This is a genomic window from Paenibacillus glycanilyticus (genome assembly GCF_023715145.1).
GTDB classification, from domain to species: domain Bacteria; phylum Bacillota; class Bacilli; order Paenibacillales; family Paenibacillaceae; genus Pristimantibacillus; species Pristimantibacillus glycanilyticus_A.
Window position 1 is genome coordinate 1 of sequence record NZ_JAMBNP010000017.1, and the last position, 16,943, is coordinate 16,943.

10 protein-coding genes and 8 tRNA genes are annotated in these 16,943 nt (G+C 52.2%); all 18 read left to right on the forward strand.

The genetic code is table 11. The features are described 5' to 3' along the window. Positions 1–47: 47 nt before the first annotated feature. Positions 48–123, forward strand: a tRNA-Phe gene (locus tag M3194_RS28295). Positions 124–150: 27 nt separating this feature from the next. After that, positions 151–226, forward strand: a tRNA-Thr gene (locus M3194_RS28300). A gap of 8 nt (positions 227–234) precedes the next feature. Next, positions 235–318 (forward strand) — tRNA-Tyr (locus tag M3194_RS28305). A gap of 22 nt (positions 319–340) precedes the next feature. Further along, positions 341–413: transfer RNA gene (locus M3194_RS28310), tRNA-Lys, on the forward strand. Positions 414–426: 13 nt separating this feature from the next. Then, positions 427–511, forward strand: a tRNA-Leu gene (locus M3194_RS28315). Positions 512–733: 222 nt separating this feature from the next. Beyond that, on the forward strand, positions 734–2,545 hold the full coding sequence (locus tag M3194_RS28320; RefSeq protein WP_251657490.1) for a sensor histidine kinase: 1,812 nt from the start codon (positions 734–736) through the stop codon (positions 2,543–2,545). After that, the gene (locus M3194_RS28325) at positions 2,538–4,145 is read left to right on the forward strand and encodes a response regulator transcription factor (RefSeq protein WP_251657491.1); all 1,608 of its coding nucleotides are present in this window, start codon (positions 2,538–2,540) and stop codon (positions 4,143–4,145) included. The genes M3194_RS28320 and M3194_RS28325 overlap by 8 nt, the downstream gene beginning before the upstream one ends. A 107-nt stretch (positions 4,146–4,252) precedes the next feature. Continuing rightward, positions 4,253–5,602: an ABC transporter substrate-binding protein gene (locus M3194_RS28330; protein ID WP_251657494.1), complete on the forward strand. Its 1,350-nt coding sequence runs from the start codon at positions 4,253–4,255 to the stop codon at positions 5,600–5,602. A 71-nt stretch (positions 5,603–5,673) separates the two neighbouring features. Next, positions 5,674–6,552 carry a carbohydrate ABC transporter permease gene (locus M3194_RS28335; RefSeq protein WP_251657496.1) on the forward strand — a complete coding sequence of 293 codons (879 nt, stop codon included), beginning with the start codon at positions 5,674–5,676 and terminating at the stop codon, positions 6,550–6,552. Further along, the gene (locus M3194_RS28340) at positions 6,552–7,370 is read left to right on the forward strand and encodes a carbohydrate ABC transporter permease (protein ID WP_251657498.1); all 819 of its coding nucleotides are present in this window, start codon (positions 6,552–6,554) and stop codon (positions 7,368–7,370) included. Before M3194_RS28335 ends, M3194_RS28340 begins: the two co-directional genes overlap by 1 nt. 127 nt (positions 7,371–7,497) lie before the next feature. Further along, on the forward strand, positions 7,498–10,566 hold the full coding sequence (locus M3194_RS28345) for a discoidin domain-containing protein (RefSeq protein ID WP_251657499.1): 3,069 nt from the start codon (positions 7,498–7,500) through the stop codon (positions 10,564–10,566). A 144-nt stretch (positions 10,567–10,710) separates the two neighbouring features. After that, positions 10,711–10,797, forward strand: a tRNA-Leu gene (locus M3194_RS28350). 3 nt (positions 10,798–10,800) lie between these two features. Further along, positions 10,801–10,875 (forward strand) — tRNA-Gly (locus M3194_RS28355). After that, positions 10,876–10,952: transfer RNA gene (locus M3194_RS28360), tRNA-Pro, on the forward strand. 215 nt (positions 10,953–11,167) lie between these two features. Then, positions 11,168–12,904, forward strand: coding sequence for a sensor histidine kinase (locus M3194_RS28365; protein ID WP_251657501.1), 1,737 nt, complete (start codon positions 11,168–11,170; stop codon positions 12,902–12,904). Beyond that, complete coding sequence (locus M3194_RS28370) at positions 12,901–13,992, forward strand: response regulator transcription factor (RefSeq protein ID WP_251657502.1); 1,092 nt, start codon at positions 12,901–12,903, stop codon at positions 13,990–13,992. Before M3194_RS28365 ends, M3194_RS28370 begins: the two co-directional genes overlap by 4 nt. 197 nt (positions 13,993–14,189) lie before the next feature. Further along, the gene (locus M3194_RS28375) at positions 14,190–15,914 is read left to right on the forward strand and encodes an extracellular solute-binding protein (RefSeq protein WP_251657505.1); all 1,725 of its coding nucleotides are present in this window, start codon (positions 14,190–14,192) and stop codon (positions 15,912–15,914) included. Positions 15,915–16,038: 124 nt separating this feature from the next. Continuing rightward, positions 16,039–16,929 carry an ABC transporter permease gene (locus M3194_RS28380; protein ID WP_251657507.1) on the forward strand — a complete coding sequence of 297 codons (891 nt, stop codon included), beginning with the start codon at positions 16,039–16,041 and terminating at the stop codon, positions 16,927–16,929. Positions 16,930–16,943: the final 14 nt, after the last annotated feature.

Consider the following 16,943-nt stretch of genomic DNA (forward strand, 5'->3'; position numbering starts at 1 on the left):
GACCGCGGGTTCGAATCCCGTCAGCTCCGCCATTTTATCAAACATCAGGCTCGGTAGCTCAGTTGGTAGAGCAGAGGACTGAAAATCCTCGTGTCGGCGGTTCGATTCCGTCCCGAGCCACCATGTTGGATGGTGGGAAATTTTTAATATGCCGGTGTAGCTCAGTTGGTAGAGCAACTGACTTGTAATCAGTAGGTCGTGGGTTCGACTCCTATCGCCGGCACCATAGTTTTTGGAGGGTTAGCGAAGTGGCCAAACGCGGGAGACTGTAAATCTCTTCCTAACGGTTCGGTGGTTCGAATCCATCACCCTCCACCACTTATATGGAATTCGCTTATTTGAGCCATTAGCTCAGTTGGTAGAGCACCTGACTTTTAATCAGGGTGTCGTAGGTTCGAGTCCTACATGGCTCATTTTTCAAGTTTTGCGGTTGTGGTGGAACGGCAGACACGCTATCTTGAGGGGGTAGTGCCCACCGGGCGTATGGGTTCAAGTCCCATCAACCGCACCATACATAACAATTCGGAGCCTTGCTGAGCAAGGCTTCTTTTTTATTTGCGTGATATAATACCGAATATATTGAAAGCGGTTAAATATCGGGCCGCTATATGTTATTTTCATCAGTCAAAAAATTGAACATGGAATTGCCGATAAATTGAATTGTGAGAATTCCGCAGGGACGTTATAATGCATCATCACCATATCAGCGTGCGCTGAAGAAGGGACAGCAGCAATGAAATTCATGAAATGGCTGTTCGTCAACCGGAGTATCCGGACGAAGATTGTATGGAGCAGCGTGCTTACGTCGCTTGTTCCGATGCTTGTGCTGTCGTATCTATTCTATGAATCAAGCACGAAGTCGCTGGAGCGAACGATGTACCGCAGTACCAATCAGAACGCCCAGTATGTGGCCGGTTATCTAAATCAATATTTCCGCGATCTGTCCTCTTCGGCACTGCAGGTGTACGGCTTCGCCCATGTCATGAATCTGATGGAGCATGGCCGCAACGTCAACGACGAAGATTTTTTTGCTGCGAAAGAGACTAAAGAGGCCTTGAAGAACTACTATACGCTAGTGTCCAACAAGAACAAGGATAACATTATCAAAATTATGATTTTTGGCAAAGACAATAAGCTGAAGGACTTCTGGTCGAGAGCGGCAAGCTACGATACAATCCCGTTTAACGAGAGCATTCCCCATTATGAGGACATGCTCGATTTGCCGTTCCAGCAATCTCTCTCTTTCTCCTATAAGGATGCGGCGTTTAAACAGGATTTTTTCGTGTTCGCGATTACGATATATGACCCGTTCTATCATAGCAAAATCGGCACTCTCGTCTTTTATGTTCAGATGAAAGAGCTCACTAAAGTGATTGAGGCAAACAACCAGTCACCGAATGTCATCGTGCTGCGCAACTCCAGAGGTGAGGCTTTCTATCATACAAGCGACAAGTACGATGGTATCGTACCCACGTTCGAGGCGCCAGACATGCGATTTATGAAGAAACCAAAGGAACTCCGCTTTGAGCAGCGCCAGGATTTGCTCGTCAGCACTTCGTATCTGGACAATGGCAACTTAACGCTGACGATCGTTTATCCAAACGAGGAGCTGGCGCGTCATCGCAACAATACGCAGATGATTGCAATTGGGGCATTAGTGTTTGCGATGTTGTGTATTTCGCTGCTGTCGCTCCTCGCCCAGCAATATATAACCCGTCCTATTAAGCGGCTTGGCCAAGCGATGAAGAAGGTTCGCAACGGTAACTTCCATGTTACGCTTTCGCAGCCTTACGTCTACCGGGACGATATTTCCGAGCTGACCCGGAGCTTCAACTTCATGACGGAAAAAATACAAGAGCTGATCGAGCAGCGATACCAGATGCAGCTTCGGAATAAGGAAGCGCAGCTGCTCGCTTTGCAAATGCAGATTAATCCTCATTTTCTATATAATACGCTTCAGACGATTGGCGGCAAGGCGGTGCTTATCGGTGATTATGAAATTCCCGAGATGTGCAGGTCGCTCGGGGACCTGTTCCGTTACAGCTTTTATGAGGGGAATACGGAGTCCACGATTCGGCAGGAGCTGGCGCATGTCGGCAATTATTTGTATATCCAGCAGTTTCGGTTCGAGGAGTCCCTTCGCACGGAATTCGACGTGCCGGAGTCGCTGATGGAAGCGCCTACGATTCGCTTCGTTATGCAGCCAATCATTGAGAATGCCGTTGTTCACGCGCTTGGCGGGCCGGATGACGGGCAGCTGCTTATCCGGGTTGGGGGCGAAACCGACGGTGAGACGATCGTGCTGTCCATCAGCGACAACGGTCCTGGCATTGTACCCGCCAAGCTCGCGAAGCTGAAGAGCGATATGGAGAAAAAATCGATGGAAGTGTTCTCCGGCGTATCGATCGGATTGAAAAACGTGCATGAGCGCTTGCGCCTTGCATACGGCGAGTCGTACGGTCTTGAGATAGACAGCATGCCGGGTGAAGGAACGATTATTCGGATCCGTATTCCACTCAGAAAGCGGGGAGAACCTCATGTTTAAGGTAATGGTCGTTGACGATGAGCCGTGGGGACGCAAGTCGGTCGGGAAAATGATTGCCGAGCTGCAGCTCGACGTCGAAGTCATCGCGGAAGCCCGTAATGGCGCGGAAGCCATGGAGCTCATCCCGGTCAGTAAGCCTCACATTATCGTGACCGACATGAATATGCCCGTCATGAACGGCCAGCAGTTCCTCGAGCAGTTATATCATCGTTATAACCACATCAAGGTTGTTGTTATCAGCGGCCATGCGCAATTCGAATATATGAAGGCGGCGGTCGCCTATCAGGCCTGCGAATACGTACTCAAGCCGTTGTCTCCTGCGGATCTCAAGGACGCCATGGTTAAGGCCATCCAGGCAAGCCGAAGCCATATGAGCCTCGAGCAGCGCGAGCAGTTTGCGAGCGAGATGCGCAAGCTCCGCACCGAAGCGTTCTTGCAGAACGTCACGAGCAGGCGCATCACCAATGCGGCGGACATCGTCTCCCAGGCGGGGGAATTGCTCTCGAAGCCGCCGATTGGCCGCTATCGGCTAGCTGTCTGCATGCTGCGCCGATTCCGCGAGCTGGCGGAGACCAAGTTCAACGGCAATGCGGATCTGCTCATGTACAGCATTGAAAATATGATGAACGAATTGACGAGCGGCGCGCCTATATACGTGTTCAAATCGGATGACCGCCTGCGGCTGTGCTTGCTGCTGCCCGAATCGGGCATACAAGAGGCGGCTGTTCGCGAGCTGCTGCTGCCTTTCCACGAGGCAGTCAGCGGCATGCTGCATTTACACGCCGTAGTTGGACTAAGCGGGCCGCGTGATCGGCTGGACCAATTACCGGAGGCGTTTGAAGAGGCAAGCGACCGTTTGAGCGGCAACCTGCTGCGTGGAAAGGACTTTGCGATAAAGACGACAGGCGTTTCCCCGGAAACGCAGGAGCACGGCGAAGTGCTTGGCGGATTTGACGCGAAGCTGCTGCAGCAGGCGATCGTCAGCGGTCAGGCAGCTTCCGCGAGTAGAATGCTCGGCGAATTTGCGCGCAAAGCCGAGACGGCAGAATTGCTGACGCTCCGAGGGGCCCAGAAGGAGCTGCGCAAGCTGGGCGCTGCCGCCGGCAGCGAGTGGCCTGCTATTGCCGCTGCGAGCCCCCTGCTGTCCGATCACCGGGCGATCGAGAGCGTGATGACAATCTCCGCGCTGCACGAGTATGTTGCGGAGCTGTCAGCGGCTATTGAAGCGCATATACGCGCGAGAACGGCGTCCGATGCGTCGAATCCGATCCGTGAAATTGCCGCGTATCTGGATGCGCATTATTTTGAGGACGTTGGCCTGATCGACATCGCTACCCGCTACCATATGGACCCGAGCTACTTGAGCCGGCAATTCAAAGCGGCAACCGGAGAAAACTTTATTGAATACGTCACTCGCAAGCGGATGGAGAAGGCCTGCGAGCTGCTTGGCGAATCAGACCGCAAAGTGAGCGATATCGCCGAACTTGTCGGCTACGAGAACCAGCGGTATTTCAGCCAGGTATTCAAGAAATTTACCGGGCAGACCCCTTCCGAATTCCGGGAGGCTCTTCTGCCAATTTCCCCGTCTGCAAAAAATTGAACATGGCCTCTCCAATTTATTTTATTCCTGCGGCCGCCTGTAATCAGTAAACTGAGCATCAGGACGAGAACGCTCGATCCAAGAACAACAGAAAAGGGGAAATGGATATGAACAAGAAACTCGGTCTTGGTCTCAGCATCGCGTTGATGACCACGCTGCTGGGCGCCTGCGGTGGAAATAGCAACAATAACAACAGCGCTGCGAGCCCGACCAACGCGGCAGCGGAATCGGCTAGTCCGGCAACGGAATCGGCGAGCGCGCCGGCATCGGAAGAAACCGAACCGGTCACGATCTCGTTCATGCACTTCAAGAGTGACGCAACGGACGGCATCGCCAAAATCGTCGAGCAATTTGAATCGGAGAACCCGAATATTAAGGTTGATGTACAGCCTGTCAAATTCGATGATTACGCTACGCTGCTTAAGACAAAGCTTGCAAGCGGAGATATCGTGGACGTATTCACCTTAAACGCAGGCAGCACGACGAAGCTGTACAAGGACGGAGGTTACCTCGAGGACTTAACCGACCAGGAATTCATGAAGACCTTCGATCCGGGCGTGCTCGCAGAGCAGGCAACGGACGGCCGCAATTTCATTATGCCGCTGAACGCCGGACCGATCGCCGTGTTCTATAACAAGAAAATTTTCGCCGATCTCGGTATCGAAATTCCTACGACGTACGACGCGCTTATCGCGGCGGCACAAAAAATCAAGGATGAGGGCAAGACGCCGTTCGCGCTCGGCTGGAAAGACGGCTGGCCGCTTGGCATGTGGCTGAGCCGCGACTTCCCGAGCAACACGGTGCTCGTTGAGAAGCAAACGGACTTCTTCGACAAGCTGGAGAAGGGCGAAGCGAAATTCGCCGACAATCCGGCCGCGAAGACGACAATCGCGCACGCGCTCGACATGTTCAAATACGGCAACAAGGATCAGCTCGGCGTTGACTACAACGGCGCGGTTGACATGTTCGCCCGCGAAGAGGCTGCCATGATGTACATGGGCACATGGCCGCTGCCGGATATCGAGAAGAAAAATCCGGAGCTGTTCGCAACCGGCATGGGTTACTTCCCATATCCGTTCAGCAACGATCCCGCGCTCAACAAGCTGGAGTTCAACCCCGACGCTTCTATCGCGGTAAACAGCAAGTCCGAGCATAAGGAAGCGGCATTCAAATTCCTCGCGTACTTGGCAAGCGTACCTGCGGCAAACACGTGGGTAGAAAACGTGAAAACGTTGACGTATGTGAAAGGCGCTTCGACGGACATTGCTCCGGCGATCACGGAGCTGCAGCCTTACTTCGATAACGGCCAGCTGTACAACTCGCAAGTGTTCATTACTACAACGATTGATTGGACAACGCAGTTCTCCCAATATGTTCAGAAGGTATTCTTTAACAAAGCCACGGCGGAAGACATCATTAAGGATCTCGACGATTGGGTTGCCAAAAACCACAAATAAAATAAGCATGGCGATGCGAACGGCATAGGTGCAGAGCCTATGCCGTTCCTTCTGGAAAGGAGAGGAAACTGATGGAAAGCTTGAAAAAGACGATTCGACGCGAGATGTGGTACATCCTGTTCCTCGTTCCGGGTGTGCTGTTATTCACTTTCGCGGTAATCTTGCCTTTTGTTTCGGGCATACGCTATTCGTTCACGAGCTGGGACGGGATTTCCCGAAAGTTGACTTATATTGGCTGGGACAATTACGTGAATGCGCTCCAAGATGCCGATCTGTGGACGGTTCTTGGCAACACGTTCAAATATGCGATCATTCTTACGCTGCTCGTCAATTTTGTTGCGCTTCTGTTTGCGCTTCTGCTCGACAGTTACTTGCCGCTGCGGAATTTGTTCCGCACGATATTCTTCCTGCCAAGCGTCATTTCGGTTATATTGGCCGGCTTCATCTGGAGCTATAACTACAGTCAAGGGTTCCCGAGGCTGCTTGCCAATTTCGGAGTAGACCTGACCAGTCCGCTCGGCAATCCCGATCGCGCGCTGTATGGTCTTATCATTATCGCCGTCTGGCAGGGCATTGGCGCGCCGATGATTATTTACATTGCCGGATTGCAGGGCATTCCGGCCGAGCTGTCGGAAAGCGCGCGCATTGACGGCGCGGGTCCGCTTCGCGTGTTCCGCAACGTTACGCTGCCGCTGCTTGCCCCTTCGGTGACGATCAACACCTTGCTTGTGCTGACCGGCTCGCTGAAGGTGTTCGACCTTGTGCTTGTCACGACAAACGGCGGACCGGGCTTTGCTACCGAGGTCATTGCGACATTTATTTATAAAAACGCGTTCTCCTCGTTTAAGGCCGGGTACGGGATGGCGCTGTCGATGATCTTCTTCGTCATTTTGGTCATCGTAACGATCGTGCAAGTAACGATATTCAGAAAGCGGGAGGTGGAGATGTAATGAGAAGCACGCGATTACTTGTGTTTATTGCCGTTGCAGCCGTTGCGGCCGTGTTTCTGTTTCCGCTCTACGTCGCCGTGCTTATGGCGCTCAAATCGGCGAAGCAGACGTTTGATTCCTTTTACGCGCTGCCGTCGTCCTTGGACCTGAGCAACTTCACTCACGCATGGGATACGTCCAAGTACCCGACTGCATTCTTGAACAGTGTCATCATCACCGTTCTTTCGGTTCTGCTGATTCTTATCATCTCCGCTCTGAGCGGATACGCGATTGCGCGCGGCAACAAGCCGCTGTACAGCTTCTTCTTCCTGCTGTTTCTCTCCGGCATGATGGTACCCTTTCAGGTGACCATGCTGCCGCTCTACCAGCTCGGCAAGTCGCTTGATATGCTGAATAATTATTGGGGTATCGTGCTTATCTACGGCGGGTTTGGCGTTCAGTCCGGCGTTCTGTTCTTTACCGGCTTCGTGCGCGGCATTTCGCGCGAAATCGAGGAGGCGGCGCGGATTGACGGCTGTTCTACGCCGGGAATTTTCATCCGCATCGTCATGCCGCTGCTGAAGCCGGTTACGGCAACGGTGCTTGTGCTTAACGCGCTTTATATCTGGAATGACTTCTTGCTGCCGTTATTGTACTTGCAGGACAAAGACTACCGGACCATCCCGCTGCAGCAGTACTTCTTCTTCGGTCAGTACAGCAGCGATCTGAACCTCGCGTTTGCCTACGCGGTTATGGGGCTAATTCCGATTATCGTCTTCTTCCTGTTCATGCAGCGCTTTATTATTAAAGGGATTGCCGCCGGGGCAATAAAAGGCTGATATTCATAAGCAAAAAACCGCACATCGATAACACAAATAATTGGATTATTATGGTTGTCCTCCTGTCGTACAATGAGTGACGAGAGCAGGCTTGTCTGCTCATCATCACTCATTAGGAGGGGAAATAATGAGGAATTATAGCGTGAAGGTCTTCCTGCTTCTCTCGCTGCTGTTGTCGGTAGTATTGCCTGTGGGCGCCCGCACGACATTCGCGGCGCCCGTGGCGATCTCTCAGGCGGGCAATACTGTAACCGCTTCCAACGGAACGATTACCGTTACGTACGATTTATCGACGGGCAAAGGCGCGTTCAAGGAAGGCAGCACGACACTCATCAATGACTTTTACTCCGATTATGCGTTAAACGGCAGTTCGACGCGGTACAAATCGACCGATTCGGCGACTCGTACCGCCAGCTGGACCACTATCGGCACCGACGGTTACGGCACGAACGGCAAGCTGCTGACGATCGCCAGCGCGCTCGCTTCGGGCTCTACGATAACGCTGCGCATTGCCATGTACGAGAACCGTTCCCATATCATTGCGGATATGACGGTCAGTAAAGGGACATCGCAGACGATCAACTTCCTCGAGCCGATCGCGGCGAACAATCTCGATATCGGCTCCGGCAGCGATAAGCGCATCTATACAACTCCGTATACGAATAACTACGACTTCGGCGTAGCGCCCGTTAACAACTTCGGCAACAGCCAAAACGGCGATGACCGTCCGTATGGCGCAGGCGAAACGTGGTCGCCGTTCAACGGCAAAAGCTATTGGGTCGCGGCCATGTTCGACAATGCGAGCAAGAAAGGCGTCGTTGCCGGCGCTGCCACGACAAAGACGTGGAAGAGCATGCAATACCTGGCGCAAGCCAGCAGCATGAACGGTCCGCTCACCGGATTTTCCGTATACAACGCCGGCGGGAGCAAGAGCGGCACGAGCGTATCGAGCGATAAGTTCTTTCTAGGGTATTTCGCGGACTATCGCGATGGTCTGGAGACGTTCGGCCAAGCGTATGCGGTCGGCGAGCCGAAGCTGGATTGGAGCGGCGACGTACCGATCGGGTTCAACACGTGGTACGCGTATTACGCGTACGGATCGGCGGATGCGATGCTTCCAATGACGGATTACTATTACTCCCATCTGAAATCGCTTGGCTACAACTACATGAATCTCGATTGCTGCTACAGAGGAGTGCCCGGCCAGACGCCTCTTCAAAATCTGGAGGACTTCGCCGATTACGTGCATAGCAAAGGGATGAAGGCAGGCACGTACTCTGCTCCGTTCGCTATCTTTGATCCGCTGACCGATACGGTTCCGACCACCTCGTATACGTTCGGAGACATTGCGCTCAAGGATGCCTCCGGCAATCCGATCAAGTCCTACATTAATACGTACATCGTTGATGCGACGCATCCTGGCGGACAAGCTTACTTGCAATGGATTATGCAGACGCAGCATATTGATCCCGGCTTCGATTACGTCAAGCTCGATTTCATCGACCTGGGCATGTATGAGGGCAGCTTCTACGATTCAACGAAGAACGGAATGCAGGCCTACCGGGTTGGCATGCAGATCATGCGCGATACCCTGCTTGCGGCGCCGCAGGACATCTACATTAACGAATCGATCGCGCCGCTGCTGCCGTCGGGTTATGCGCATGGACGCAGGACGGGCGTGGATACGACAATTGGATTGGAATCATATCCCGGCATCGAGCGGCAGGCGCTCAACACGGCGGCTTCCTGGTGGACGAACGGCACGTTGTACGCGTACAACGACGCGGACATGCTGTTCCCGGAAAGCGTAATCGACGGCTTCAACAAAGTGACGCTGAACGAAGGAACGCTGCTGTCCACGGCAATTATTATGGGCGGCGGGCATCTGCTTATCGGGGACAATGTGCCTTTCCTGTCCGAAGATCGAATGAAAACGTTGTTTAACACCGACCTGCTCGCTTTGGTGAAGGCCGGCAAGGCGGCAAGGCCAATCTCGATGACAAACTTCTATCATAAGCTGGAGCATTCCCCGGCAGCGGTCTACCTGACGGCGGCTAACGGCGACAAGGTTGTCGGGCTGTCCAACTGGGACATGAACAACTCGCTGCCGATAACCGTAACGTTCAGCGATCTCGGGCTTAGCCCAAGCACGACCTATACGTTGACCGAGCTGTACAGCAAGACGAAGCTTGGCACCTACTCCGGCAGCTACAGCCGCACGTTGAAGCCGGGCGAATCGATTATCGTTCGCGTCTCTCCGCAATCCAGCGCATGGCCGGCGGCCACGGCGAATCTTGCTTCCGGCAAGGCCGTGACTGCTTCGTCGACCTGGTCCGCGCAAACCGGCTTTGAGGCGTCCAAGGTGACGGACGGCAGCCAAGCGACGAGATGGAGCGGGGAGAGCGGCACGGCTGACAACCAGTGGGTCGAGGTCGACTTTGGTTCAAGCACAAGCGTTAACCGCGTTGTTGTGAACGAGTACGCTTACGGAAGCCAGAACTTCCAGATCGAGACGTACGCCCTGCAGTATTGGAACGGATCGAGCTACGTGAATTTGAAGAAGGGCTTTACGATTGGCGACCGCCGCGTATTCGACTTCCCGACCGTAAACACGTCCAAAATCCGACTCTATATTAATAAAGCAAGGTTCATTCCGTCCATTAACGAGATCGAAGCGTACAACGTCAGCGGCAATACGGGCTTCATTATTGACCAGGACAACAGCAATGCCTCGTACTCCTCGTATTCGGACATCCGCGCGGGGATTCAGCGGATGCAGACATTCTCGATTACCCAATCGAGCCTGCCAAGACTGGACGTCTATCTGTACGAAAGCTACGTGAACAAAGTGCCGGAAGACAATTTGTATCTGGATATTGTCCTTCTGGATGCGAGCAACAATCCGGTGCAAAAGCTGTTCAGCGCTTCGCTTAATCCGAATAATATTCCGGGGGCGGCGACCCCATATGCGGTATACCCGCGGCTCACGGGGCTTGATGCAACGAAGAAATACGGGCTTATTCTCCGCTCTCCGCAGACACTCGACGACAACTCGACAAATAACAAGTACGGATTCGCTTACAGCGACGGCAATCCGTATGCCGGCGGCTTGGAGCGGCTGTCGACAAACGGCGGTGCGACCTGGACGACGGAGAACGGCGGCAGCCGCGATTTGATCTTCACCATTTACAAGTAACCGCTCAATAGGGTGCCCCGCTAGCAGACAAATAGGGCTGCGGCGGGGCATTTTCCTGCCGGTTGGCGGCTATTCGGATTCGCGGAAAATAATTGTTGCATATCCGACAGTGACGAGATATAATCTTCTATACGTTGCAAAAATGCGGTCATGGCGGAATTGGCAGACGCGCTAGATTCAGGTTCTAGTGTCAGCAATGACGTGGAGGTTCGAGTCCTCTTGACCGCACCATTTGCGGAAGTGGCTCAGCGGTAGAGCATCGCCTTGCCAAGGCGAGGGTCGCGGGTTCGATTCCCGTCTTCCGCTCCACGGGATGTAGCTCAGCTTGGTAGAGCACCTGGTTTGGGACCAGGGGGTCGCATGTTCAAATCGTGTCATCCCGACCATTTATATCTATAAGCGGGCGAATGCCCTTTTTTTCACAGAAGCCTTTTATCTAGTCCTAGATAAGAGGCTTCTTTTTTTGGATGATGTTAACTCTTCTCGTATGGCAGGATAAACACGACCAGTAGCGAATATTGTCTTGTCCCATACTTGTTGCGAGGTGATGGAGTTGAACAGCAAGCGCATGATGAAGGCTGCTAGCAGGAAAATAGGGTTCATGACCATGCTTCGAAACCGGTTCGTGTTCTCCTCTCTTCGCAAGCGGATTATGGTGTTTCTGACCATTGGGTTTGCAGGATGCGCCATTCTGATGGCCTCCGTCTCTTATAACGCGATCTACACGATGCAGCGCGATAAAATCAAGACTTCCATGGCATTTGATCTATACCAGCAAACAACGAAGCTGAACCAAATGTACAATAACCTGCTTCAGGTCACCCAGCAGATGACGCCGGAAGGCACGGTTGGCCATTTGATGGAATCGTATGTCTATGCGGAGGACACGTACAGCCAGCGTCTTCTCTCCCGCGATATTTCTTATAATATCGGCTTAATTACTTTTTCTAATCCGTCTTTGCAGCTTGTCATGTATTATAATCCCGCAAACGGACAAGCCTCGTATTCGAATCTGCCGCTGCGCGGAGACTTCAAGCTGCAGTCCTTGCCTAACGTCGCCAGTACGGGGGAGCTGAAATACCAGTCTCCGCACAAATCCCTTTGCCGGTTCAGCGATGATCAGGTGATATCCGTGACAAGAGAGGTTCAATTCTCGGACGGTACGCAATTGGTCGTTTACGTAGAGGTTAAGTCCGATATCACGACAGATATGAAATCGCTTACAGAGAGCTTGAATATGCCTTATACGCTTGTTTTGACGGATACGGAGGATAGCGTGGCTTACAGCAGCAATGCAACGGCCATCAAGGCCGGAGAGAGTCTTAAGCTAAGCGAACAATCCGGAATGACGAGCGATTATGTATGGAATCGAATGCGCGGCGATTACGGCTACGGCATCACGCTGCTTCTTCCCGTGTCCTACTACAATCACGAGCTCTATACTTGGAAAAATCATATGTATTGGATTCTCGCCATTGCCCTTCTGATGATGTTTATGCTTACTTTGCTATTACGCCGCCTCATCAACCGGCCCTTCCAATTAATCGAGAAGGAAATGAGAACGTTTGGCAAAGGCTACATGGGCACCCGGCAATATCATACGGGGATCGATGAATTTGACCGGATATTCGATCAGTTTAATATTATGAAGCGGCAAATTCAGCGGCTGATTATCGATGTGGAGCAGAAGGAGAAGCGGCGGCATCAGCTGGAGATCGAGAAGCTTGCCTACCAGATTAACCCGCATTTTCTGATGAATACGCTCAATTCGGTGCGCTGGCTGGCGGTCATGCACAAGCAGGAGGAGATTGAGAAGTTTGTCTCCTCGCTAATTATTCTGCTGAACTATAACTTGGGTAAATCGGAGGAAAAGGCGACCTTCCGATCAGAAATTCAGGTCATGAGAACCTATCTGGAGCTGCAGCAGATGCGGCATGATTTTGAGGTGAAGCTGAACATGGAAGAGGGAGACTATCTCGATAGCCCGGTCGCGAGGTTCATTCTGCAGCCCATTGTGGAAAATGCCGTCTGCCACGGCCTTGACGATAACGGCAAGCTGGAGATCAGCGTATCGCCTGACGAAGCGTCGCAGATGGTGCGGATTACGATCCGCGACGATGGCAAAGGGCTGAGCCAGGAGACGCTGGCCTTGCTGCAGCGCGATACGCCGGATCAGCAGCAGACGGGCTGGGGAATTGGGCTTCGTTATGTGCGATCCATGCTGGAATCCTTTTATGGCCATAAAGCCCGCATGGGCATAGAAAGCACTCCAAATCAAGGCACGACGGTTACGTTATATCTTCCTTATCTCCAACCCAGAAAGGAGAGAGCGAGTTGATTCGAGTACTCATTGTTGACGACGACAAGCTGGCGCGCAAAGGTCTTATTTCCATTATGCCTTGGTCCAATCACGATATGATTGTGGTAGGTGAAGCGGCGAATGGCGCGAAGGCACTGGAGTTTATGGAGCAGCATGAGGTGGATCTCATGTTCGTTGATCTGTCTATGCCCGTCATGTCGGGCATGGAGCTCCTCCAAATTACGCGGCAAAGATTTCCGGGCTTGCGCTCGGTCATCTTATCTTTTCACGAAGAGTTTGAGAATGTGCAGACCGCTTACCGGATGGGAGTGCTCGACTATATATCCAAGGTGCGACTGGAATCGGAGGACGACGAGCAAGTGTTGAGCCGAATCCAGCAGCAGATGACTGGCGATATGACTCAACGCGCTGGAGCCGCGCCCGCTGTGTTATCCTCGCCGTCGCCTTCACCCGCCCCTGAGCGGGATAGCGCTTCAGAGGAGGAAGAGGAGTGGAGCAGGCTGGAGAAGGAGTGGCGTTCTCAATACTGGCTTTATAATGAACCCGTCTTTCAGCGCTTATGCAAACAGACCGTTGAAGCCAAGATTTCCTGCCGCTCTCTGGAAGGGCTGTTCATGCGCGTGTTGTCGCAGCTCGAAACCGAGCTCGCGCTTCGCGCTGAGCTCCGTTCGGATGCAGACGACATTCGTTCGGCGGTCGATTGGGTGCGCGATTACAGAAAACGGGTGTATGCGCGGGTTGCCGCATCCTCCGACTTCACCAATACGACGACCAGCATCCTGAAGGCCGTATTGTTCATTCGCGAGCAGGCTTCAAATACGCTGCATGCCGAGGATGTCGCGGATCATGTGCATATGAGCCGCAGTTATTTCAGCCAATGCTTTAAGAAGCTGACCGGTTCGACGTTTAATGATTTCTTAAGACAAGAACGGATTAGAGCGGCTGAGCGGCTGCTATGCGAGACCAATCAGTCGATCTCGTGGGTTGCTCATGCCGTAGGCTACAACGACTCCAAATATTTTTCCCAGCTATTTTATGAACAGACCCGCCTCTTGCCCTCCGAATTCCGGGCTCAATTCGTAGGGGGGAAGATTGATTACAATTGATCGAACAAATATCTACCCCCGCCCTTATATCCGTCACAAAACAGGGCACATCCATCTGACTTTTTTTATCCGCTTTCCATGTACAATGAGAAGGCAAGCAACAAAGTAAGCGCTTACGTAAAAAGATTTCCTTCACAAATCTTAAGCAAATGCTTACGAAGCAAGATTTGCTCAACAAATCTTTTAGGAGGGGTTAGATGAAAAGGAATATGGCATTACTGCTTTCTGCTGCATTACTTGGTGCAAGCTTGACAGCATGTTCTTCTTCCAATGATTCATCGAACAACAATGTGAAAGCGTCTTCAAGCCCGGACTCAAACAGCTCTGCAAGTCCGGCTTTGTCCGGAGACGACCTGGCCTTCTCCAAATTTGAGAAGCCCGTTGACGTTCACATCGGCATGGTGGTGGACCCTACAGACAAAACGCTGCCGGAAGGCGATAGCGTAAGCAACAACCAGTACACGCGTTACCTGAAGGAAAAGTACAACATTAACGTCATTGTGGATTGGACGGCTGCTACGGGCAACGACTTCAAGCAGAAGGTCAGCCTGACAATCGCATCGGGCAAGCTGCCTGACGGCATGGTGGTCGACGACCGCTCCTTCATGACCAAAGCGGCAAGCTCGGGGCTGCTGTACGATATTGGCGATCTCTTTGATCAATACGCGTCCAAGCAAGTGAAGGACATTATGGCAAGTACTGAAGGCCGCGCATTGGAAAATGCGAGCTACAAAGGCAAAATGGTCTCGCTCCCGAACATTACGGTGGATACCGACGGCGTTCACGTCATGTGGATCCGCAAGGACTGGCTGGATAAGCTGAGTCTGCCGGTGCCAAAGACGGTGGCGGAGCTTGAGACGACAGCAAAAGCGTTTATCGATAACAAGCTGGGCGGAGACAAAACCATTGGTATTGCCGGCCCTTCCAAAAATACATTCCCTTATTCCACGTTCCTCGTGTCCTCCAACAATATGGCTGGATTCGACCCGATCTTCGGCGCGATGGATGCCTATCCGGGCTACTGGCTCGACAATGGCGACGGTACGGTATCGTACGGAACAACATCGGAGAATACGAAGAAAACATTGGCCTTGCTGGCTGACTGGTACAAAAAAGGACTTATCGACCCTGAGGTGGGTACCCGCGATAACACAGGGGATCCAATCAACGCGAACCAGACGGGTATTTTCTTCGGACCATGGTGGAACGGCGGCTACGGCAACGGGGACTCCTTCAAGAACGACCCGACGGCGAACTGGCAGGCTTATCCGGTATACTCCGATGACGGCAAATGGAATACGCATATGAAAACGACGGGCAGCACCTACACCGTTATTAGCAAAAATGCCAAGCCGGATGTCGTTAAAGCCATTCTGATCATGAACAATGCCCTTGTGCGCGATGAAGCGACCTTTGACCTGTCCGTTGCGGTGGGCTGGTATCCGCTCCGCAACGTAATGGCTGCGGCCAACGAGACGGAGTACGAGTATACCGAGCTGATGAAAGTACTGAAAGGCGAGGCAGAACCAGAGGACTATAACGTACCAAACAGCTTGTATAAGCTGATGTACGCCGATGCGAAAAAAGTAAGGGATGTCGTTAAACCTCCGTTTGACGAACTGGGTGTCAGCAACTTCAGCACGGCTAACTTCGGTGACTTCCAGCGTCTCTATTCCCTCTTGATCGGCGACCGTCCGTTTGCGACAATTCCAATCGACAAGAAGGTCTACAGCGTGACTTACAACCAAACGCCAACCATGGAAACCAAATGGGCGAACCTGAAGAAGATGGAGGATGAGACCGTTCTGAAGATCATCCTTGGCCAGGCGCAGCTCGATTCCTTCGACAAGTTCGTGAAGGATTGGAAGGCGCAAGGCGGAGATGAGATCACGGCGGAAGTTGCGGAGCTCTTGAAGAAATAAGGATACGTAAAGCTTGCGGAAGGCACCTAGCGTTTCGGTGCTTTTCGCAAGCTTTCTCAAAATATAAGAGAGTATAAGCTCGCAATATACTTTGCTTATATTTAACAGACAGGAGGTTAGCCGTATGAGGAAATTAGGCCATCAGAAGCACTATTATTTGATGCTGCTGCCGGGTATGGTCTGGCTTGTCATGTTCAGTATTGTGCCTATGTTCGGGATTCTGATGGCATTTCAGAATTATAATCCGGGGATGGGGCTGCTTAAATCCGAGTGGGTTGGACTCGAAAACTTCAAGTATATGTTTCAGCTGAATGACAGCAAGACCGTAATCACGAACACCTTAATCATTGCCGTAGGCAAAATCGTGCTTAATCTGATCGTCCCGCTTGTCTTTGCTATTCTGCTGAACGAGCTTCGCAACCTGCGTTACAAGAAGCTGGTCCAGACGGTTGTTTATCTGCCGCACTTTCTGTCGTGGGTTATTATGTCCACCATTGTTATCGGAATCTTCGGCTATTATGGCGTTGTAAATACAATCTTCGGTTATTTCGGAGTGGACCCTCAGCTGTTTATGGCGGATGCGGGAATATTCCGGCAACTGATTGTCGGCACGGATGTTTGGAAGGAATTTGGTTATAACGCCATTATTTATCTGGCGGCATTAACGGGCGTTAATCCTAGCTTGTACGAAGCGGCCGCTATCGACGGGGCGAACCGCTGGCAGTTAGTCCGGCATGTCACCCTACCGGCGCTGACGACGACAGTTGTTCTGTTAGGCGTATTAAGCCTTGGCAACGTGCTTAATGCCGGCTTTGACCAGGTCTATAACCTGTATAACCCGCTTGTATATTCCACGGGCGATATTCTCGATACCTGGGTTTATAGGCTGGGCTTGCAGAATCTTCAGTTCTCGCTGGCGACCGCGGCCGGATTGTTCAAGTCGGTCATTAGCTTTGTGTTGATCTATATCTCATATCGTCTGGCTTATCGTTATGCCGATTACACGATATTCTAAGAGGAGGGCGCTGC